The 18151-nt window shown below is 63.8% G+C and carries 19 protein-coding genes and 1 pseudogene; 8 read left to right on the top strand and 12 right to left on the bottom strand.

Annotated features, from left to right (window positions below):
* The first annotated feature begins 94 nt into the window (after positions 1-94).
* Both C7451_RS06995 and C7451_RS06990 read left to right on the top strand, forming a co-directional pair.
* On the top strand, positions 95-1264 hold the full coding sequence (locus C7451_RS06995; protein ID WP_110298226.1) for a pyridoxal phosphate-dependent aminotransferase: 1170 nt from the start codon (positions 95-97) through the stop codon (positions 1262-1264).
* Positions 1265-1312: 48 nt separating this feature from the next.
* Positions 1313-2971, top strand: a complete 1659-nt coding sequence (locus tag C7451_RS06990; protein WP_110298225.1) for a DUF885 family protein — start codon at positions 1313-1315, stop codon at positions 2969-2971.
* Here C7451_RS06990 and C7451_RS06985 read toward each other — a convergent pair.
* The 3 genes from C7451_RS06985 to C7451_RS19930 form a co-directional block, all read right to left on the bottom strand.
* Entirely contained in the window at positions 2968-3366 is a 399-nt protein-coding gene (locus C7451_RS06985) for a VOC family protein (protein ID WP_110298224.1), read from the bottom strand. The genes C7451_RS06990 and C7451_RS06985 overlap by 4 nt on opposite strands.
* Positions 3366-3788, bottom strand: coding sequence for a hypothetical protein (locus C7451_RS06980; protein ID WP_110298223.1), 423 nt, complete (start codon positions 3786-3788; stop codon positions 3366-3368). The genes C7451_RS06985 and C7451_RS06980 overlap by 1 nt, the downstream gene beginning before the upstream one ends.
* Positions 3789-3880: 92 nt before the next feature.
* Positions 3881-4432 carry a TetR/AcrR family transcriptional regulator gene (locus C7451_RS19930; RefSeq protein WP_167398457.1) on the bottom strand — a complete coding sequence of 184 codons (552 nt, stop codon included), beginning with the start codon at positions 4430-4432 and terminating at the stop codon, positions 3881-3883.
* A 184-nt stretch (positions 4433-4616) separates the two neighbouring features.
* Between C7451_RS19930 and C7451_RS06970 the strand changes: the two genes are divergently transcribed.
* Positions 4617-5402 carry an alpha/beta fold hydrolase gene (locus tag C7451_RS06970; protein ID WP_167398456.1) on the top strand — a complete coding sequence of 262 codons (786 nt, stop codon included), beginning with the start codon at positions 4617-4619 and terminating at the stop codon, positions 5400-5402.
* 50 nt (positions 5403-5452) lie between these two features.
* Here C7451_RS06970 and C7451_RS06965 read toward each other — a convergent pair whose 3' ends face one another.
* Positions 5453-6349, bottom strand: coding sequence for a LysR family transcriptional regulator (locus C7451_RS06965; RefSeq protein WP_110298221.1), 897 nt, complete (start codon positions 6347-6349; stop codon positions 5453-5455).
* Between the two features lie 202 nt (positions 6350-6551).
* Here C7451_RS06965 and C7451_RS06960 point away from each other — a divergent pair, with 202 nt between their 5' ends.
* Entirely contained in the window at positions 6552-7421 is an 870-nt protein-coding gene (locus tag C7451_RS06960) for a LysR family transcriptional regulator (protein ID WP_110298220.1), read from the top strand.
* Positions 7422-7432: 11 nt separating this feature from the next.
* On the opposite strand, the gene C7451_RS06955 is transcribed toward C7451_RS06960, so the two are convergent.
* From C7451_RS06955 to C7451_RS06935, 5 genes are all read right to left on the bottom strand, one after another.
* Positions 7433-8089, bottom strand: a complete 657-nt coding sequence (locus C7451_RS06955) for a peroxiredoxin-like family protein (RefSeq protein WP_208625152.1) — start codon at positions 8087-8089, stop codon at positions 7433-7435.
* A gap of 75 nt (positions 8090-8164) precedes the next feature.
* Positions 8165-8917: an HvfC/BufC N-terminal domain-containing protein gene (locus C7451_RS06950; RefSeq protein ID WP_110298218.1), complete on the bottom strand. Its 753-nt coding sequence runs from the start codon at positions 8915-8917 to the stop codon at positions 8165-8167.
* Positions 8914-9759 (bottom strand): MNIO family bufferin maturase, encoded by an 846-nt coding sequence (gene bufB / locus C7451_RS06945; protein WP_110298217.1) that lies wholly within the window; start codon positions 9757-9759, stop codon positions 8914-8916. The genes C7451_RS06950 and bufB overlap by 4 nt, the downstream gene beginning before the upstream one ends.
* Before the next feature lie 78 nt (positions 9760-9837).
* Positions 9838-10107, bottom strand: a complete 270-nt coding sequence (gene bufA2, locus C7451_RS06940; RefSeq protein ID WP_110298216.1) for a BufA2 family periplasmic bufferin-type metallophore — start codon at positions 10105-10107, stop codon at positions 9838-9840.
* Positions 10108-10198: 91 nt separating this feature from the next.
* Positions 10199-10840, bottom strand: coding sequence for a DUF1109 domain-containing protein (locus C7451_RS06935; RefSeq protein ID WP_167398454.1), 642 nt, complete (start codon positions 10838-10840; stop codon positions 10199-10201).
* A gap of 289 nt (positions 10841-11129) precedes the next feature.
* Between C7451_RS06935 and C7451_RS06930 the strand changes: the two genes are divergently transcribed.
* A complete protein-coding gene (locus tag C7451_RS06930; protein WP_167398453.1) occupies positions 11130-12050 on the top strand; it encodes an MBL fold metallo-hydrolase in 921 nt (306 codons plus the stop codon).
* 6 nt (positions 12051-12056) lie between these two features.
* Here C7451_RS06930 and C7451_RS06925 read toward each other — a convergent pair whose 3' ends face one another.
* Together C7451_RS06925 and C7451_RS06920 are read right to left on the bottom strand one after the other, a co-directional pair.
* On the bottom strand, positions 12057-12632 hold the full coding sequence (locus tag C7451_RS06925; RefSeq protein WP_244181689.1) for a sigma-70 family RNA polymerase sigma factor: 576 nt from the start codon (positions 12630-12632) through the stop codon (positions 12057-12059).
* Between the two features lie 144 nt (positions 12633-12776).
* Positions 12777-13418 (bottom strand): peroxiredoxin-like family protein, encoded by a 642-nt coding sequence (locus C7451_RS06920; RefSeq protein ID WP_167398452.1) that lies wholly within the window; start codon positions 13416-13418, stop codon positions 12777-12779.
* Positions 13419-13783: 365 nt separating this feature from the next.
* Between C7451_RS06920 and C7451_RS06915 the strand changes: the two genes are divergently transcribed.
* The 3 genes and pseudogenes from C7451_RS06915 to C7451_RS20215 all read left to right on the top strand — a co-directional run.
* Complete coding sequence (locus tag C7451_RS06915; RefSeq protein ID WP_167398451.1) at positions 13784-14311, top strand: (2Fe-2S)-binding protein; 528 nt, start codon at positions 13784-13786, stop codon at positions 14309-14311.
* Positions 14311-16575, top strand: a complete 2265-nt coding sequence (locus tag C7451_RS06910; protein WP_167398450.1) for a xanthine dehydrogenase family protein molybdopterin-binding subunit — start codon at positions 14311-14313, stop codon at positions 16573-16575. Before C7451_RS06915 ends, C7451_RS06910 begins: the two co-directional genes overlap by 1 nt.
* Positions 16572-17069 (top strand): annotated as a pseudogene (locus C7451_RS20215) (nucleotidyltransferase family protein); the annotation flags it as partial. The gene C7451_RS06910 and the pseudogene C7451_RS20215, both read left to right, overlap by 4 nt.
* A gap of 26 nt (positions 17070-17095) precedes the next feature.
* Here C7451_RS20215 and C7451_RS06900 read toward each other — a convergent pair.
* The gene (locus tag C7451_RS06900) at positions 17096-18100 is read right to left on the bottom strand and encodes an XdhC family protein (protein ID WP_110298211.1); all 1005 of its coding nucleotides are present in this window, start codon (positions 18098-18100) and stop codon (positions 17096-17098) included.
* Positions 18101-18151: the final 51 nt, after the last annotated feature.

Here is an 18151-nt window from a genome sequence, read left to right as displayed (position 1 = left end):
GCCCCAAGGGATTCTGCACGCGCGATCAATTAGGGCTTGAAATGTTACATATCACGCAATTATGCAAATGTCTGCACAGCAGCGGAGAGCAAGAATGAAATGGCCGGCACAGCGCCTCGCATCGGGATCGAAGAAAAGCTTCGGCATGTACGACGAGGCGGCAAAACTCGATGCGGCGGGGGTCGATCTGATCCATCTGGAGTTCGGTCGGCCGCATGCCGACACCCCCGACCACATCAAGCAGGCGACCAAGGCGGCGCTGGATGCCGGCATCGTCCATTATGGCGATTTTCGCGGCACTCTCTCGTTCCGCCAGGCGCTGGTCAGGAAGCTGAGCGAATTCAACAAGCTGGATTATGGCATCGACGAGGTGCTGGTCACCAACGGCCTCACCCATGCCTCGTTCGCGGCTTTCATGGCGGCCATCGATCCGGGCGACGAGGTCATCCTGCTCGATCCCTATTATCCTCAGCATATCGGCAAGACCGAGCTTGCAGGCGGCAAGGTGGTGATTGCGCATCTCGACAAGGCCAATGGCTTTGCCATCACGCGGGACGCGATCGCCGCGAAGATCACCGACCGCACGCGCATGATCGTTCTGGTCAATCCGGCTAATCCCACAGGCCGGGTCTATACCTGTCAGGAACTGCAGCATATCGCCGATCTGGCGATCGAGCATGATCTGCTGGTGCTTTCCGACGAGGTCTATGAATATATCACCTATGATCAGGCCGAGCATATCAGCATCGCCAGCCTGCCGGGCATGCGCGAGCGGACCATCACCTGCTTTGCCTTTACCAAGGCCTATTCGATGGACGGCTGGCGGGTGGGCTATCTCACCGCCGATGCCCGGCTGATGCCCGCCATCCTGCGGATCGCGATGACCGACGTCACCCATGTCAACGTGTTCGTGCAGGAAGGCGCGCGCGCTGCGGTCGAGGGGCCGCAAGAGGCAATGCTGGCCATGGTCGAGGCCGACCGGCGCAAGCGGGACATCGTGGTGCAGGCGCTCAACCAGATGCCGGGCGTGACCTGCGCAGCGCCGGAAGCGACCATCTATGCCTTTCCCGATATCAGCGGCACGGGCCGCAGCTCGCAGGACATTGCCATGGCGATCCTCAACGAGGCGCATGTGGTGGTCGAATCGGGCAGCTTCTACGGACCGGGCGGGGAAGGGCATCTGCGCGTCTGCTTCGGATCGGAATCCGAGGCGCGCGTAACCGAAGCAATGGAGCGGCTCAGCCGCTTCTTCAACGCGCTGTAACAGTCTGCCGTCGCTGCGAAAGGCCAGAATGGGGAGAGACCTGTGAAAATGAAGACGCGTGTTCTGGCGGCCTTGCTCGCTTTCCCCATGGCTTCGACTGCAGTCCTGCCGCCCATCGCTCAGGCGCAGGCGCAGATCTCGGCGCCCGCTCGGGCGACCCATGCCGATCTGGTCAGGCTGTACGACGAGTTTCGTGCCTTCGTCGCGCCGGACATGATCGATGGCCTGCCCGATTATTCCCCGGCGGCGATGGCGCGCCAGTACGAGGGGCTGCAGGGCTTCCAGGCCCGTTTGAAGGCCATGGATGACAGTTCCTGGCCCATCAGCGAGCGCGTGGATTACATGGTCGTGCTGGCCGAGATGCGCGGCCTTGAGTTCCAGCATCGGGTGATGCAGCCGTGGAAACGCGATCCGGCGTTCTACAGCACCACCAATCTGGGCTTTGGTCCGAAGATGCACGGCGCGTTCGGCATTCCGCAGCTGCCGGTCAAGCCGGACGAGGCCAGGGCGCTGCGCGCAAAGCTGAATGCCGTCCCCGGTGCGCTGAAGCAGGCACGGGCGAACCTGACCGATGCCCGCGGCGACCTTGCGCGGCTGGCGATCGTGCAGAAGCAGGTCGAGGTCAACGTGTTCGGCGAACTGGCGCAGGCAGCCGCCAGGCTGCAACCCGAACTGGTCCAACCTGCGCGCAAGGCGCAGGCCGCAGCCGCAGAGTTCAAGGCCTGGCTCGAATCGATCGAGGCGGGGCTGCCCGCGCATGGCGGGGTCGGCAAGGACAATTACGCCTGGTATCTCAGGAACGTCCTGCTGCTGCCTTATACGCCGGAAGAGGTCGAGACGATCGGCGAGCGCGAATATCAGCGGCAGGTGACGTTCCTGAAGATCGAGGAGCATCGCAATCGCGCGATACCGATGCCCGAGCCGGTAACCACGCGCGCCGAGTTCGATGCCAAGCGCAAGGCAGAGGACGAGCATCTGCTGAAGCTGCTGCGCGAGGGGCAATGGGTGACCATTCCCGATTATGTGCAGCACGATCCCGAAGAAGGGCCTTATCAGTTTCCGTTCGATCGCGACCCGTCGAAGCCCGGGCTGTTCGATCCCCCACTCAATCTGCACTTCTTCTTTCAGGCCGAGTTTCGCGATGGGCTTCCGCTGCGCGCGCATAACCTCCCTGGGCACATGTTCGATGGCCTGCAGGCCGCGCGCGATACCCGTCCCGTGCGGGGCAAGCCGCGGCTGTTCTTCGTCAACGGCCTGCGCAACGAGGGCTGGGCCTTCTATCTCGAGGAGATGATCCTGCAGGCGGGCATGCTCGAGGACCGGCCCAAGACGCGCGAGATCGACTATATCCTGGGGGCCAAGCGCGCGGCGCGCGTCGTCCCGGAAATCCGCATGCAGGCCAATGAATGGACATGGAAACAGGCGAATGAATCGCTGATCGCGCGAACGCCCAAATGGATGAAGCCGGGCGATGCCGTGGCGCAGTTCGATATCGAACTGTACCTGCGCCAGCCTGGCTATGGCATCGGCTATTACATGGGCAAGGTGGAACTGGAAAAGCTGCTGGCGGACGTCGCCATGCAACAGGGCGAAGCGTTTGATATCAAGGCCTTCCACGACCGTTTCCGCGCCGCTGGCTCGATTCCCATCTCGCTGATCCGCTGGGAGATGACGGGCCGGGACGACGAGGTCAGGACGATGCGCTAGGCTTTCCCGTCCACCGGGGGCACGCCCTCGGGATACCAGGAAACCTCGACCCGCAGGCCATCGGGATCGGGCAGGAACAGCGCGACAACGCCATCGCCGAATTGCTGCAGCCGCGCCTCATGGCCCAGGTCCTGCATGTGCGTGGCCAGAGCGTGCACAAAGACCGGATCTGGCGCGGTGAACCCCAGATGGTTCAGTCCCGCACCATGGCGTTCATAGGGATGGGTATCAGGCTTCGCGGCTGCGAATTGCAGATACAGGCCATTTGCATTGCGCCAGATCCCGGTCTTGATCCGCTCGAAACCCAGCCGTGGAAGCAGTGCGCCATACCATGCTGCACTGGCGTCAGCATTGGTGCTCAGGATTGTCAGATGGTCGAGCGGCAGGGGCGGCATCAGCTATCCGTGGCCGGAAGCCAAAGCGGGCCGACCAGGATCAGAAGCACCGCAATGTTGAAGACGGCGTTGACGGCCTGACCGGAGGCGATCGAGCCGCAGCTATCGAGGACGAACCAGGCCAGCAGCCCTGCCAGAACCGCCTGGCGGACGGGTTCGGGGGCGAGGCGGTGAACCCGGGTGGCCAGAAACCAGATCATCACCCCCCAGCCGAGCAGAAATCCACCGGTCAGTGCTGCCAGAAAGCGCGTGGTCGGCGCCGCAAAATCCTGTTCCCCGTCCATCGGCCAGGCCAGGATATCGAGCGACCAGCGCGCCGGATCGGCAATGGCTTCCATGGTTCCGGTGGAAAAGATCGGGCCGAAGATTGCTACGGCAATTGCGGTGAACTTCAACCAGCGGCGATGCTGCGCCTGAGTCATCCGTATCCACCTCCGAATCAATCAACGGCACCTGTGTAGCAAGCGCTACATCAAGCTGTCGACTTTTGGAAGATGGCGACGGGAGGCGCGCCTCAAAGCATCGCGATATTGGTAAGGGCAGCCTCAGCAGCATCGGCTTCTGCCACCCCGCCCTTCATGTCGAACATGGCGATGCCATCGATCACGGCAAGCAGAAAGGCCGCACGCTGCCGCTTGGCATCGCCTGACGGTCCTTCCAGCCGGACCTCGATCCAGTGCATAAGCTGATGCAGGAGGGATTTGGCGATGGCCGGAAACGGAGGTTCCTCTCTTGCTGCGGCGGCGACCATGTCGAGCCAAAGGCGCATCGTCGGTCGCATGGCGGGTGTTCTGATGAGCGCTGTCGCCTTGAGCAGCAGGTCATGCGGTGCCATTTCCTGAGCTGGCAGCGCCTGATCGAGCACCACCGAAAAATGTTCCGTCACGCGGCCCAGCACCGTCGTCATGATCTCGGTCTTGTCGGTGAAATAATAGAGCAGCATCCTGTCGCTGGTATCGCATGCTGCAGCAAGCTGCCTCAGGCTTGTCTGACCAAGCCCATTGGCAAGAAGATGATCGGCCAGGGCCTGGATCACCTTTTCGCGCTGCGCCTGCCTGTCTGCCATGATCATCCTTGTAATAGGTGCTACATTCCCATAAACTTGGGGGGTCGCAACCCGAACATCCTGTCCCTGACCCTGATCGTTACAAGTTGGGAGCCGATATGCAAACGTGCCGTGCGTCGAAATGTCCCTTGGACAACGCGGAAATTCGCTCGGAAGCGACGCTCGTGCCGATAGTGTATTGACCATGCACACATCCGGAAATGTGAATGGCACTGCCTGGATCGCCCGTGGCGCTGCGCAGGATTGCAAGCCCAGCCTGATGCTGATCCATGGCGCTGGGGGCAACAGTGCCGGCTGGTGGCAGCAGTTTGACGTTTTCGCAGCGGATCGGCATGTCCTTGCCATCGACCTTCCAGGTTTCGGCTGTTCGCAACAGCTTGCGCCTGGCAGCGATTTCGTCGCGGCGATGGTGCAGGCCGTCATCGATGTCCTTGCGGAGAACGGGGTCCGGAGCGCCGATCTGGTGTGCCAGTCGCTGGGCGGATGGGCTGGCCTGCGTGCAGCCCTGAACCGTCCCGACCTTGTCCACTCGCTGGTGCTGTGCTGCACGCTGGCGGGCGTGGCGCATCCGCCGGGCCTGGCTGCATTTCGCGATGCCACTGCGCGAATGGATGCGCGCGGTCCGGCAGCGCTTGGGCTGCAGCCTGCATTCGAGGCCGCGCAGCCCGCCCGCGCGTTGCTTTATCGCCATATCAGCGCGGCCAACCGCCCGCTTGACCCTGCTCTGGCACAAAGCCTGTTTGCGCCCGATGTCCTGATTTCTCGCACACGCCTGGCTGCTCTCGGGCTTCCCGTGACACTCATCATGGGAGAGAACGACCCGATCTGGCCGCCTGCCAGCCTGACCGGCATGCTGGACGAGGCAGGGGCGAGAGAGTTCGTCATCCCGAAAGCGGGCCATTCCCCCTATTTCGAACAGCCGGACGATTTCAACGCATTGCTGACGCAAATTCTGGCAAGCGCTGCCTGATGTGCTGCGGGGTCAGGGCAGAGCCGAGGCCTGCTCGCCGCATCGCATCGTCAGGGCGCGGGAATGCCGGATTGATCGGGCGCGAGCAGCGGGTCTGCGGCAAATTCCCGGCTGAGAAAATCGATCAGGCTGCGCGTTCGGGCAGGGACATACCGTCCCGGCGGCAGCACTATATGAATCGGCATGCGCACCGGCTCGTGGTCGGGCAGGACATGTACGAGTTCACCCGTTGCCAGCGCATCCTCGAAAAGCCAGCGCGCGTTGACTGCAATACCCAGGCCGGCCATGGCGGCGGCGCGCACCATATTGGGGCTGTCCGCGCGAAAATTGCCGCGAATCTCGACCGACCCGCCATCCTCGAAGGTCCAGCGCGAACCTGTGCCGAGCAGCGAATAGACGATGCACTGATGCTGGGCGAGATCGTGCGGATGGCGCGGCTCCCCCGCACGTTCCAGATAGGCTGGCGAGGCAACGGCGATACGGCGCGCAACACCGATCTTGCGGGCGATCAAGCGGCTGTCCGCCAGTTGCCCGACGCGCACCGCAAGGTCCAGATTGTCCGCCACCAGATTGAGCGCATGGTCGGATGCGGTGAAGTCGATCTCGATCCTGGGGTTGTCCGCCATGAAGCGTGTCAGCATCGCCACCAACCGGCTTTCTGCCAGGGTCAGCGGTGCGGTGAGGCGCAATATGCCCTCGGCCTCGCCTTCCAGACCCACCGAGGCTTCGGCGGCCTCGATCGTGTCGAGCGCGCTCATCGCCTTTTCGTAGAATCGCGCGCCATCGGTCGTGAGCGTCAGCGATCGGGTGGTACGGTTGAACAGGCGGGTCTGCAGATGCGCCTCGAGCGCGGCGACATGCTTCGAAAGCGTCGACTGGCTGCTGCCGATACGCGCTGCGGCAGCGGAAAAGCTGCCGGCATCGGTCACCGCCGCAAAGCTTTTCATCCAGATCGCGATATCGGCCAGCGCTTCACCCCCCTCCGTTTGGAAATGCGACCCGAGATTAATTCTAATGCAGACTAAATGAAAGTCCGATTGCCGCAATTGACGCGTGTTTGCCGTTAGATCACTTTGGTTCGGCTGCGAAAACGACAGGCAGGTCGGAACGGGGCTGGAGTTTCTGTCCGTACCTCCCGGAGCGCTATCGATGGAAATGTATCAGGTTCGATATTTTCTGGCGGCAGCGCGCACGCTCAATTTCACGCGCGCGGCGCAGGAGTGCAATGTCAGCCAGCCTTCGCTCACCCGCGCCATCCAGAAGCTGGAAGAGGAATTTGGCGGCCAGCTTTTCCGGCGCGAACGTTCGCTGACGCATCTGACCGAACTGGGGCGCCAGATGGTGCCACATCTGCAGAGGACCTATGATGCCGCCCAGGCGGCGAAGCTGCTGGCCAAGGGCATAGCAAGGCAAGTGCACGCGCCGGTGACGCTGGGGGTAGCGGGCACCGTGTCGGACCCGCTCGGGGCGGCGCTGGCGCAGGTAGCCGATGGGCTGCCGGGTTTTCAGCTGTCGCTGGTCAAGGCGGATGCGGCCAGCGTGATGCAGAGCCTGTTCAAGGGCGATGTCGATGCGGCCGTAATCCCCGAGCCGCCCGATCCCCCCGAGCGGCTGGACACTCTGGTGCTCGCGCACCAGCAGTTCTGCTTGATCACCTCGACCCGATGCGCACCGCTGGTCGACGGGACCGTTGGATTGCAGGATCTTGCCAGGCTCGAATGGATCGATGGCGATGCCCATGTCACTGCAGCGTTTCTGGCCTTGTGCTCCGAAGCGGGGTTCGAGCCCAGAATGCGCCATAGCGCCAATGTGGAGGGCGATCTGATCGATCTTGTCGCCAATGGTCTGGGCTGCGCCTGGGTGCCGCAAGGGCTGCACCTGCCCGATCGGGTTCGGCAGATCGTCGTCGATGGCGTCTCGCTCAGCCGGACGACGGTTTTTGCCACCGTTGCCGGGCGCAAGCGCTCGGTGGCAACCGATGCGCTGGTACGCGCTATCCGTGCGCGCGCCTGGGGATAAGGGCAAGCGTCTTAATGACCTTGCCGCGCGATCCCCTCGACGACGGCAATCACGACATTGGCATCGGCGCGAACCCGGAAATCGGGATCGATATGGGCATAGCGAACGATACCGCCGCGATCGATGACATAGGTCGCGGTGATCGGCAGGATGCGGCCCGAATTGCCATAGATCGCGCCGAGATCGAGACCGGCCTCGATATAGCGCTGATGCAGATCCTCGCCCATCGGAAAGGCCAGACCCAGCAGCATCGCCAGCCCATGGTCGATATCGCACAACATGGTGGCCGCTGGCGCGATATCGCGACGAAATTCTTCGGCTCTGCCGCCAGCTTCGGCGCTGATCGCGACAAAGCGGGCTCCTGCGGCTTCCAGCCGCGGCATGGCGTCATGCCACATCTTCAGCTCGCGCGCGCAATAGGGGCACCATCGGCCCCGCAGGAAGCTTAGAACCACCGGGCCGGGTTCGATCAGCTGCGCCAGTCCGACATGCTGGCCGTGCGAGTCGGTCAGGGCGAAATCAGGAAAAGCCGCGCCGATGCGAGGGGCGTTGCTGCCAGCCCCGCTGCGGCACAGGCGTGCAATCAGTTCCCTAGTGGGCTGTTCCCAGGGATCGACCACGGGATTGGCAGGCTGTCTGGGGGGAGGGGCATTCATCTGCAGATACATGCACCCTGTCCCGTCAATTGCAAAGAGCGGCATGGCGCATGGGTTCGATAGCCACTCAGCATGCTCCGCCCGCGCTCAGCCGATCGCGACAACGACATTCTCCGCGATCCATCGACCCAGCATCGCTCCGGCAGTGGCCGCAGCGGCGTCCGTGTCGGCCGCGCTGCTAGCCATGGCCTGGCAGATTTCGCCGAAGGAAGCACCGTTTTTCGCCGCCAACAGTGCAGCATGTTCGGCCAGCTCGATCGTTTGGTAACGCGGCATGAGCGCCTGCCGCCAGACAGTCAGGACCGCAGGCGTCGACAGGATCTGCGCTTCGGGCGGATCGCTGCGGCCATCCTCCAGGGCCTGCCAGAGCAGCGCGACATTGGTGCCGACGCGCCGACAGGCGAGCGTCGGGTTGATCGACAACCGCGCGCGATCCCAATCGATTTCGGTCAGCGCCGCAAGGTCGATCTCTGGACTGTCCGGCCCGTTGAACGCCTCGCGCAGCGACCAGTCCAGCCAGGCCAGATCGGCCAGTTCCGGATTGTCGGGATAGAGCAGGGCCAGAGTCTGTTCGAACCCCCGGCCATAATCGGCCAGCGTCCAGCTGGTCGGCATATGGCTGGCGATGTGAACGCGACAGGCGCTCGCAAAGCGCGCATCGCCCAGCCAGCCATGCGTTCTTTCGAAGACATCGGCGAGCGCGTCGGCCAGTGTCGTGCGGTGGGCGTAATGATAGACCTTCAGGCCGCGCTGCGCGTACGTCGGAACGGACGCAAGCGTGGTCGCGCTGTCCTTGCGCAGAAATGCGCAAAAGTCGCTCTGCAAGGCGCGGAGGCTCATGCTGCCAGACTTTCGCTGGACACCGCCAGCCTTCGCGCCAACTCGAGTTCGCCGAGCAGCTCTTCCAGCGGCGGAATGTCGTCGTCGCGTTCGATCATCACCGCGACTTCGCCGAAGCGGCGGATGACCTTGGCGTAGAGCGCCCAGACCGGATCGGGTACAGGGTGGTCATGGGTGTCGATCAACAGCCCGTCGCGCCCGGCGCTGTGCCCGGCGAGGTGAATCTGACGAACGCGGTCTGCTGGAATGGCATCAAGATACGCGAGCGGATCGAAGCCGTGATTGGTCGCGCTGACGAAGACGTTGTTGATGTCCAGCAGCAGATAGCAGCCTGTGCGGCGCGTCAGTTCGGCCAGAAAATCCCATTCGGGCATGCTGTCATCGGCAAAGCTGATATAGCTGGACGGGTTTTCGATCAGCATGGGGCGGTCCAGCAAATCCTGCGCCAGCCCGATGTTCGCACACGCCATGTCCAGCGCCTCTTGCGTATAGGGGAGCGGCAACAGATCGTGGGAATTGAAGCCGTCAATGCCGGTCCAGCACAGATGGTCCGAAACCCAGATCGGCTCGATCCGGTCGGCCAGACGCTTGAGCCGGGCCAGATAATCGGCCTTCAGGCCATCGGCCGAACCGATCGACATCGATACGCCGTGCATGGCGACGGGATAGATTTCGCGCACCTTGTCCAGCGTGTGCAGTGGTCGGCCGCCGTGGCCCATGAAATTTTCGGAGATGATCTCGACGAAGTCGACCGGTGCTTCGCCCGAGAGATAGGCCGCATAATGCGGCGGACGCATGCCAAGGCCAAAGCCGGCAAAGGGGGGCAGCAATGTTTCGGCCATTGGTACCATAGTCCGGGTGGGGTCCGTGCCCGGCACGCCCGGCGGGCGTGTCGGGTCGGTTCGCGCGGGATCAGGCGATCATTTCGGCTCGGTCAGGCTGCCGCCCTTGGCCGCACATTCCTTGGCGGTGGTTGCGATGAAACCGTTGCCCTTGCACTCGTTCTGGCCCTTGCAGGAGGTCTTGGCCGTCGCGCAGTCCGATGTGCCCTTGCAGGTGTTGATGCCATAGCAGTGCACCAGATCCTTCGGCTTGGCCTTTTCGGCGGCATGGGCGCTGATGCTGAGGCCGGTCATCGCCAGCATGGCGGCGGTGGCGGCAAGGCTGATTGTCTTGTTTGCGCTGTTCATGAAAATGTCCTTCGGGAATTGGGTCGTTGCAATGCCTCTCTGGCACAGTGTCGTTCGCGCCCGGACCTGCGCTGGTTACAGGGGCGGATCGCTACCACCGCAAAACTGTCGGGCCGGCAGCCATGCCCGCCAGCGTGCTCGCACCGATGCCGAGGCCATACCAGGTCAGCATGAACGCGGCAGACTGCTCGGGGCAGGCAAGCGCGTAGAGGGCCGCTGCCATCGATCCGGCGCAAAGCCCCGCTACCGCGCCGGCACGTCGCAACTGCACGGGAGCATGCTGGCGCACGACCCAGAGCAGCCCGGCGAGCAGGGGCAAGGACAGGATGGCTATGCGCCAGGGGCAGGATTGCCACGACGTGCCGAACAGCAGCCGTGCCGAACCGCTCTCGTGCGCGACGAGCATCTGGCCGAGCGCCACAAAGACAGTCGCTCCGATGATCCGGGCCAGGCCGGGCATCACGGCCACCGGCTGCATACCTGGCTGTGCAAGACCAGCGAGGCTGCGGATGGCAAGCATGGCGAGGGTCAACATCGTCCCCGCCTTGAGGACGAGAGCGGCAAAGGCCTGGCCCTGTCCTGGCCCGGCCTGCACGCCCAGCCATTCCAGCAGCACCAGCAGCGAGGCGCCCGCGCCGACCAGCGCGGCGCGCATCAACCCGAAAATCGGCGGGGATTGCCTGACCGGCGTCAGGTCATCGCATAGCGCCTGAATGAGTGCGGCTTGGTTCATGAGATTGTCCGGGGTCCAACAGGCATCGCATGATTGCAGACGCACTCGACGGCTCAGGCTGTCCGGCAGCATTACGCGAATGGGTCCGCATCGGTTACATTCCGGCACGGCGGAATTATTACCCCGAGGCCAAAGGCTGCGTAACCGATGCCCATTGCCGCGCGAAATCACCTGCATGATCCGGTGGCAAGTTTCGGGTCATCATGCGGCAGCTTCGGCCCATCCGTTCCCCGAAACCCCGAAGGCCAGGCTGTCGCATGCGCCGTTATGGCAGATTGAAAGGTGGACGATGGTGCGATCGATCGGCTTGGGCGTGCAGGCCCTGGCACTGCTGCTTTGCGCAGCGCCGGAAGCACGGGCTGCCTGCGAAGGTCCGGTTGCATTGCAGATTCTGGGATCGGGAGGGCCCATTGCCGAAGGCAGCCGTGCCGGTGCCTCCGCGCTGGTCTGGCGCGATGGCAAGGCGGTATTGCTGGTGGATGCCGGGAGCGGCGCCTTCGTGCGCTATGGCGAGGCCGCCGCTCGGTTCGAGGACCATGCGGCAATTGCCATCACCCATTTTCATGCTGATCATGTCGCCGATCTCGATGCCATCCTGAACAGCGGCGCTTTTTCCGAAAGGACCAAAGACCTGCCGGTAATCGGACCTGCGGGCAGCGACTATTTCCCCGGCGTGCGCGATCATCTACGCGCGCTGATCGATCCGGAAACGGGCGCCTATCGGTATCTGTCCGGGTATCGTGATGGAACCGAAGGCAAGGCGAAGCTCCTGCCGGTGGACGTCGGCTCGGAGGGGCCTGTTCAGGTGCTGGACGACCCTGTTGCGTCACTGCGGGTAACGGCGATTCCGGTCGAGCATGGCGTGGTGCCTGCACTCGCCTATCTGGTCGAAATCGCGGGCAAGGCGATGGTCTTTGCCGGCGACCAGAACGCGATGAGCGATGGCTTTGTTGCCGCGCTGGCCGGGCGGCAGCCCGACATACTGGTCGCCCATAACGTCATCCCGGAAGGCGAGGGGCAGCCGCGCGGTCTTCACCGGCCTCCCTCGTCGCTCGGCGAGATGGCAGCGGCGATCAATCCTCGCCTGCTGGTCCTGTCGCACAACATGCAGCGCGCGCTGGTGCGCCAGGCCGAGGGCGAAGCGGCGATCCGGAAACATTACAAGGGGCCGATGGTCGTTGCCGACGATCTTGCCTGCTTTCGTCCCTGAAGACGGTCATTCGGCAGAGGCGGCGGCAAGACCGGACAGCTTGGCGAGACCGCGATGGATGTTGACCTTGACCAGAGACTCCGATTGTCCGGTCATCGCTGCAGCTTCCTCGATGCTGAAGCCCTGTAGCTTGACCAGCCGGATGACCGCCGTTTGAGCAGGACGCAGCCGGGTCAGCAGTTCTTCCAGCACGATCGCGCTGGTGACGCTGCGTTCATGGCCTTCGACATGTGGTTCGGCAAACTCGTCCTCGATCGATACCGTCGGCCTGCGCCCCATGGCGCGCAGCCGGTCGATCCATTTGTAGCGCGCGATCGTTGCCAGCCATGGGCGGAAAGGCCTGCCGGGCTCGTAGGTATGGCGCTTCTGATGGACCGCGATCAGGCAATCCTGTGCCAGGTCCTCGGCGATGCTCATCGGCAGGCGCCGCATGAAATATCGTTCCAGCCAGGGCTGGATCTCGCCCAGCAGCCGGTTGTACGCCCCCTTGTGTCCGTCAAGCGCTGCCGCCATCAGCCGCCCCCATTCGTCCAGGGGCGATGCAGCCTCGGTAAGCTGGTCGGGCATGCTGTCGAGGGCCATGGTCGGTCTCCGGCGCATCGCGGGGGATACCGCTGGTGCTGACCGGTTATCGCCGCGCCTCCACCATTGGAGAACGTATCAGGCGGACATGGATTCGATACGCGTTGTGCATGAAGCCGGAGAATTCTGCGGCGCGCGCGCGTTTCACAGTTGCCTGAGCGCCTCGACCATGGTCTCGGCCCGGGCCCTGACGCGAAAGTCCGGATCGACGAATGCTTCGCGGACCATAGCGGTCTGATCGAGCAGGAACGTGGCTGGTATCGGAAGAATGCCGCTGTCTGTGCCATAGACATCGGTCAGGTTCAGCCCGGCATCGAGATAGCGCCGCAGCAGTTCGGTGCCGACATGGTGGGCGAGCCCCAGGTCAAGCGCTGCGCCATGGTCGACGTCGCACAGCACGATCGCTTCTTCGCCAAGCGCTGCATGAACGCGGTCCGCGCCGCCCGATATCTCGCCGACAACGACGACCAGCTGCCCGCCCGCCGCCCGCAAGGCAGCCAGATGGTCGCTCCAGTCGGCGAGCTCGGCTCGGCAGAAGGGGCACCAGGTTCCGCGCACGAAGCTCAGCACGACGGGACTGGCGGCACGGATTTCGGCAAGGCTGCGATATCGCCCGAGATGGTCGGGCAGATGCAGATCAGGAAAGGTGGTGCCGGGCCGCGGCGCGCTGTTTCCGGCTTCCAGCGCAGCCAGCCGCGCGACAAAGCGATCATACATGCCGGTCCATGCGGCATCGCCATGCGCGTAGCGTTGCAGCTCTTCGTAAATACGGGTGGTCTGTTGCATTACGGGGCTATGCACCCTTTGCGCTGTTCGCAAAAGCAGTACGGGCGCATCAAGTCGATACGTGGTGTGCATGGGTGTCCATGATACTTGACGCCAAGTAATTGTATGAAAAATTGACATGTCATTGCGGGCGTCAAGCCATGATTACATACTGGGAATGCCAGCCGGATGCCCCCCTGCGTGGCGGAGTCTGGCTATTCTGGGATCCTGATCGACATCTGCTCGCGCGGTTGGGCAATCCGGCTGGCAACGCCGTGGGGCTGGTCGAGCGGACCACCGGCGGGAAGATCAGGATTCCCTGAATTTCTTGCCAGCGAGGCCGGTTATCAGCCTGTTTCGCTTGGCGGCGAGCAGCGCTTGCTGCTATGCAACACTTCAGCGATCATCCGGGGGAACAGGGCGTGGCAATCGACTTCAAGGTGAATGGCAGGCAGGTCAGCGTGGAGGCCGATGCCGACACGCCGCTGCTTTGGGTATTGCGCGAAGATCTGGAAATGACCGGCACCAAGTTCGGCTGCGGCATTGCCGCCTGCGGGGCGTGTTCGGTGCATGTCGACGGCCAGATCACACGCTCGTGCAGCGTTCCGATTGCCGATATTGCAGGCAAGTCCGTGACCACGATCGAGGGACTCAAGTCTGCCGATGGTACGCTGCACGCGGTGCAGCAGGCGTGGATCGAAGCGCAGGTTCCGCAATGCGGCTATTGCCAGTCGGGCCAGATCATGGCGGCGGTCGCGCTGATCGAGCGCACCGGCAGCCCCAGCGATGAGCAGATCGACGAGGCGATGACCAATATCTGCCGATGCGGCACCTATCCGCGCATTCGCAAGGCCATCCTTGCTGCCACCGGCAAGGCGGCGGCTGCCAGCGCACCTGCAATGGGAGACGCGTGATGGCGGACAATCCCAATCCCGACATGGACGTGATCGAACCGGCGGCTCCGCCCAGGAAGAAGCGCGGCATCGTGCGCCGCGCGTTTCTGGTGGGTAGCGCCCTGCTGGTCGGCGGCGGCGTATTCGGCGTCCACTGGTCCGACAGGTCGGCCAATGCGCGCGCCAAGGCGCTGACCGAAACGGGCAACGACCACAATTTCCTCAGCTGGATGAAGATCGCCGAGGACGATACCGTCACCGTCTATTCGCCGCATATCGATTTCGGCCAGGGCACGCATACGGCCATGGGGCAGATGCTGGCCGATGAGCTGGATGCCGATTGGAGCAAGGTGAAGGTCGAGCAGGCGCCTGCTGATCTCGCCTTCGCCAATGCGGCTCTGGGCAGGGGCTTTCTTGCCGATACCTCGGGGGTTCCAGGCGTGATCAACGCCTTGCCCAATGCGGTGATGGCAATGCTCGCGCGATCGATGCCGCTGCAGATCACCGGCGGTTCGTCTGCCGTGCGCTTCACCGGTCAGGTCGGCATGCGCGTCGTCGGAGCCTCGGTGCGGCTGGCACTGATCGAGGAGGCCGCCGACCGGCTTGGCGTTCCTGCGAGCGAACTCACCACTTCGGACAGCAAGGTGATCCATGCCAAGTCGGGCAAGTCGCTGCGCTATGGTGAACTGGCCGCCGGCGCCGCGGAACGGTCGCTGACCGGATCGCCCGAACTCAAGACGCGGAAGGATTACAAGCTGATCGGCAAGCCGATCCCGCGCATCGATATCCCCGCCAAGGTCGATGGCAGCGCGAAATACGGCATCGACCTTATCCTGCCAGACATGCGCGTCGCGACCATCGCAGCCGCGCCGGTGCGCGGCGGGAAGCTCGTTTCCGTCGATGAAAAGCCGGCCCTGGCAGTCGCGGGGGTCGAGAAGGTGATCAGGCTCGACGATGCCGTGGTCGTCGTGGCGAAGCGCTATTGGCAGGCGCTCAAGGGCTTGCAGGCGCTCAGCCCGCAATTTTCCGATGGCAGTCATGGTGCGCTCTCGAGCGAGACCGTGCACGCTGCGCAGGTCAAGTTGCGCGAGACCGGCAAACCCGAAGGCGAGGCCGGTGATGGCGATGTCGCAGCAGCCTTTGGAGCGCCTGGTGCCAGAGTGGTTACCGCCGACTATCGCGTGCCGTTCCTGCACCACGCAATGATGGAGCCGTTCGCGCTGACCGGCCATTACAAGGACGGAAAGCTCACTCTCTGGGGCGGTTTGCAAGACCCGCTGACCACGCGGACGCGCGCGGCCGAGGCGGCTGGTCTCGATGTGGATGCGGTCGCGTTCAACCCGATGATCATGGGCGGCGGCTTCGGGCGGCGCTTTCCCAATGTTACCGAGATTGTCGACCAGATTGCAGTGATTGCCAAGCAGGTACCCTATCCGGTCAAGCTGGTGTGGAGCCGTGAGGAAGAGGTGCGGCACGGAACCTATCGCCCGCAATCGTCAAGCCAGTTCAAGGCGGCTCTGGACAAGGACGGCAGGATCGCAGCCTGGCAGGCGGATTATGTCCAGAGCGACACCGCCGAGGGTGAGGTGACGTTCATCTACGACATTCCCGCCGTCTCGCGTCGGCATTTCAAGTATCAGTCGAACCAGAATGATGGGCCCTGGCGTTCGGTCAACTCGACTCAATTCGGCTTCTACAACGAAAGCTTCATGGACGAGCTGGCGAAGGAAGCGGGCGAGGATCCGTACCAGTTCCGCCGCAAGCATCTGGCGGAAGGCTCGCGGCATCGCGCGGTGCTGGACGCGGTCGCCAAGCGTTCGGGTTGGGGCACACCGCTGCCTGAAGGCGTCGGGCGCGGTATTGCGATCGTCGAAAGCTTCGGCACCATCGTGGCCGAGGTGGTCGAAGCGACCGTCAAGGAAGACGGCCGCCCCAAGGTGCTCAAGGCCTGGGCGGTGGTCGATTGCGGCACCACGGTGAATCCGCTCAATGCCGAGGCGCAGATTGCCGGAGGGCTGATCATGGGGCTTTCCTCGGCCATCGGCGAAGAGATCACGCTCGACAAGGGCGCGGTGGTGCAGAGCAATTTCAACGATTACGAGATCATCAGGCTGGCCGATGCGCCGCCCATGATCGATGTGCATTTCATCGAGAGCGGCGCGAAGATCGGCGGGATCGGCGAGCCGGGCGTGCCGCCGGCGACGCCTGCGCTCGCCAATGCACTGTTTGCCGCCACCGGCAAGCGCGTCCGCACGCTGCCGCTGCGCGATCAGGCCAAGGTCTGAGCGACCCGTCAGCCACGGCGCTGACCGGCTGGCGCGCGCTGATCCTGGCAGCGGGGGCAGGACGGCGCTTTGGCGGGGCAAAACTGCTGGCGCCGCTTGATAGCGTGCCGGTGATACGACGCACGGTCGACGCGGTCGTGGCATCGGGTTTCGACGAGACCATTGTCGTCACCGGCGCGCTGGGAAGCGAGATCGGCGCGGTGCTCGATGGACTGCCATGCCGATTGGTCGAGGCTACTGGTTGGGAAGAGGGCCTTGCTGCCTCGATCCGCGCAGGGATCGTGGCGCTGCCGGACGATGGGCTCGGCGCATTCCTGTTTCTGGGCGACATGCCGCTGGTGCCGCATGGCTTGTGCGGCGAACTCGCACGGCTCGCCCGGCAGTCGGGCTATGCCGCGCGACCCAGAGTGGCGGGCAAACCCGGGCATCCGGTGTGCTTTGTCGCCAGCGCACTGCCGGATCTGATGGCGCTTTCGGGCGATCGCGGCGCGGGCGATGTGCTGAGGGGCAGACCGGTGGCCTATCTCGACATCCAGGATGGCGGCGCGGTGCTCGATATCGATGATCCCGAAGGATTGGCCGCTGCCGAGCGCGCATGGAAATCGCGCGCGACCTCTGCCACGACGGACAGTGCGACCTCGCGCGGGGCCTTGCCAAAGCCCTGAAGCCCGATCGGGGCGCGCAACCGGGCGATGTCGGCCTCGCCAACGCCGTGCGCGCGCAGTTGCGCAATGCGGCCATCAAGGCGCACCCTGGCGCCGATCGCGCCAATATAGAAGGCGGGTGATCGGAGCGCCGCAGCGAGCGCCGCTTCATCATCCTCGCGGTCATGCGACAGCACCGCAACCGCGCTCCAGCGGTCAAGGTCCAGCGCATCGAGCACCGCCGCCGCGGCAGAGCGGTGATAGGCGATGCCGGGCATGGGCGCGGCTTGCGGGCCATTGGGGGTGATCATCACCACGTCCATCCCCATGGTCTGGCCCAGTGCCGCGCACGCCAGTGTCGTCGCATCCTCGCCGATCAGCACCAGCCGCAGGATCGGTTCATGCCATTGCGCATAGCGGGTTCCGTCCCAGGCAAATTCGCCTTTCGCGTTACAGGCCCGGGCTTCACGCGTCTTGCCGTCGCTGGACCAGCGGATTGGATAGCGTCCCTGCATGCCTTCGATCAGGGCCGTGATGGCAGGCTCGTCCACCGAAACCGGTTCGACCAGCACCAGGATACCCGAACCGCATGCGAGGCGGATGTCGATCCAGGGGCTGCCCTCGCCATAGCGCAGCAGGCGCGGCGCGCCATCGGCCATGGCTTCGCGCGCATGCCGCGCGACATCAGCTTCGATGCATCCGCCTGACAGATAGCCCCAATGCTGGTCGCGGGTGACCAGCATCTGTGCGCCGATGGATCGCGGCGCGGGCCCTGAGGTTTCGACGAGCGTGGCGATGGCAAGGTCCAGCCGGTCACCCTGAGCCGCCATCAGCAGCGGGCGGATATCATCGGTCTGCGCATCGAAAGGCCATCTGCTCATGGCGCACCGCTTAGACCGCGCCGAGCCGCTCGGCAATCGCGTGCAGCCCGG

This window comes from Blastomonas natatoria (assembly GCF_003201955.1).
In the GTDB taxonomy this organism is placed as follows: Bacteria; Pseudomonadota; Alphaproteobacteria; order Sphingomonadales; family Sphingomonadaceae; genus Blastomonas; species Blastomonas natatoria.
Note: the sequence above shows the minus strand (reverse complement) of the source record. Positions and strands in the feature narration are given on the sequence as shown.

Coding starts and splice junctions, on each gene's coding strand:
- C7451_RS06995 (WP_110298226.1), top strand. CDS start 95: ATGAAATGGCCGGCACAGCGCCTCGCATCGGGATCGAAGAAAAGCTTC.
- C7451_RS06990 (WP_110298225.1), top strand. CDS start 1,313: ATGAAGACGCGTGTTCTGGCGGCCTTGCTCGCTTTCCCCATGGCTTCG.
- C7451_RS06985 (WP_110298224.1), bottom strand. CDS start 3,366: ATGCCGCCCCTGCCGCTCGACCATCTGACAATCCTGAGCACCAATGCT.
- C7451_RS06980 (WP_110298223.1), bottom strand. CDS start 3,788: ATGACTCAGGCGCAGCATCGCCGCTGGTTGAAGTTCACCGCAATTGCC.
- C7451_RS19930 (WP_167398457.1), bottom strand. CDS start 4,432: ATGGCAGACAGGCAGGCGCAGCGCGAAAAGGTGATCCAGGCCCTGGCC.
- C7451_RS06970 (WP_167398456.1), top strand. CDS start 4,617: ATGCACACATCCGGAAATGTGAATGGCACTGCCTGGATCGCCCGTGGC.
- C7451_RS06965 (WP_110298221.1), bottom strand. CDS start 6,349: ATGAAAAGCTTTGCGGCGGTGACCGATGCCGGCAGCTTTTCCGCTGCC.
- C7451_RS06960 (WP_110298220.1), top strand. CDS start 6,552: ATGGAAATGTATCAGGTTCGATATTTTCTGGCGGCAGCGCGCACGCTC.
- C7451_RS06955 (WP_208625152.1), bottom strand. CDS start 8,089: ATGTATCTGCAGATGAATGCCCCTCCCCCCAGACAGCCTGCCAATCCC.
- C7451_RS06950 (WP_110298218.1), bottom strand. CDS start 8,917: ATGAGCCTCCGCGCCTTGCAGAGCGACTTTTGCGCATTTCTGCGCAAG.
- bufB (WP_110298217.1), bottom strand. CDS start 9,759: ATGGCCGAAACATTGCTGCCCCCCTTTGCCGGCTTTGGCCTTGGCATG.
- bufA2 (WP_110298216.1), bottom strand. CDS start 10,107: ATGAACAGCGCAAACAAGACAATCAGCCTTGCCGCCACCGCCGCCATG.
- C7451_RS06935 (WP_167398454.1), bottom strand. CDS start 10,840: ATGAACCAAGCCGCACTCATTCAGGCGCTATGCGATGACCTGACGCCG.
- C7451_RS06930 (WP_167398453.1), top strand. CDS start 11,130: ATGGTGCGATCGATCGGCTTGGGCGTGCAGGCCCTGGCACTGCTGCTT.
- C7451_RS06925 (WP_244181689.1), bottom strand. CDS start 12,632: ATGGCCCTCGACAGCATGCCCGACCAGCTTACCGAGGCTGCATCGCCC.
- C7451_RS06920 (WP_167398452.1), bottom strand. CDS start 13,418: ATGCAACAGACCACCCGTATTTACGAAGAGCTGCAACGCTACGCGCAT.
- C7451_RS06915 (WP_167398451.1), top strand. CDS start 13,784: ATGCAACACTTCAGCGATCATCCGGGGGAACAGGGCGTGGCAATCGAC.
- C7451_RS06910 (WP_167398450.1), top strand. CDS start 14,311: ATGGCGGACAATCCCAATCCCGACATGGACGTGATCGAACCGGCGGCT.
- C7451_RS06900 (WP_110298211.1), bottom strand. CDS start 18,100: ATGAGCAGATGGCCTTTCGATGCGCAGACCGATGATATCCGCCCGCTG.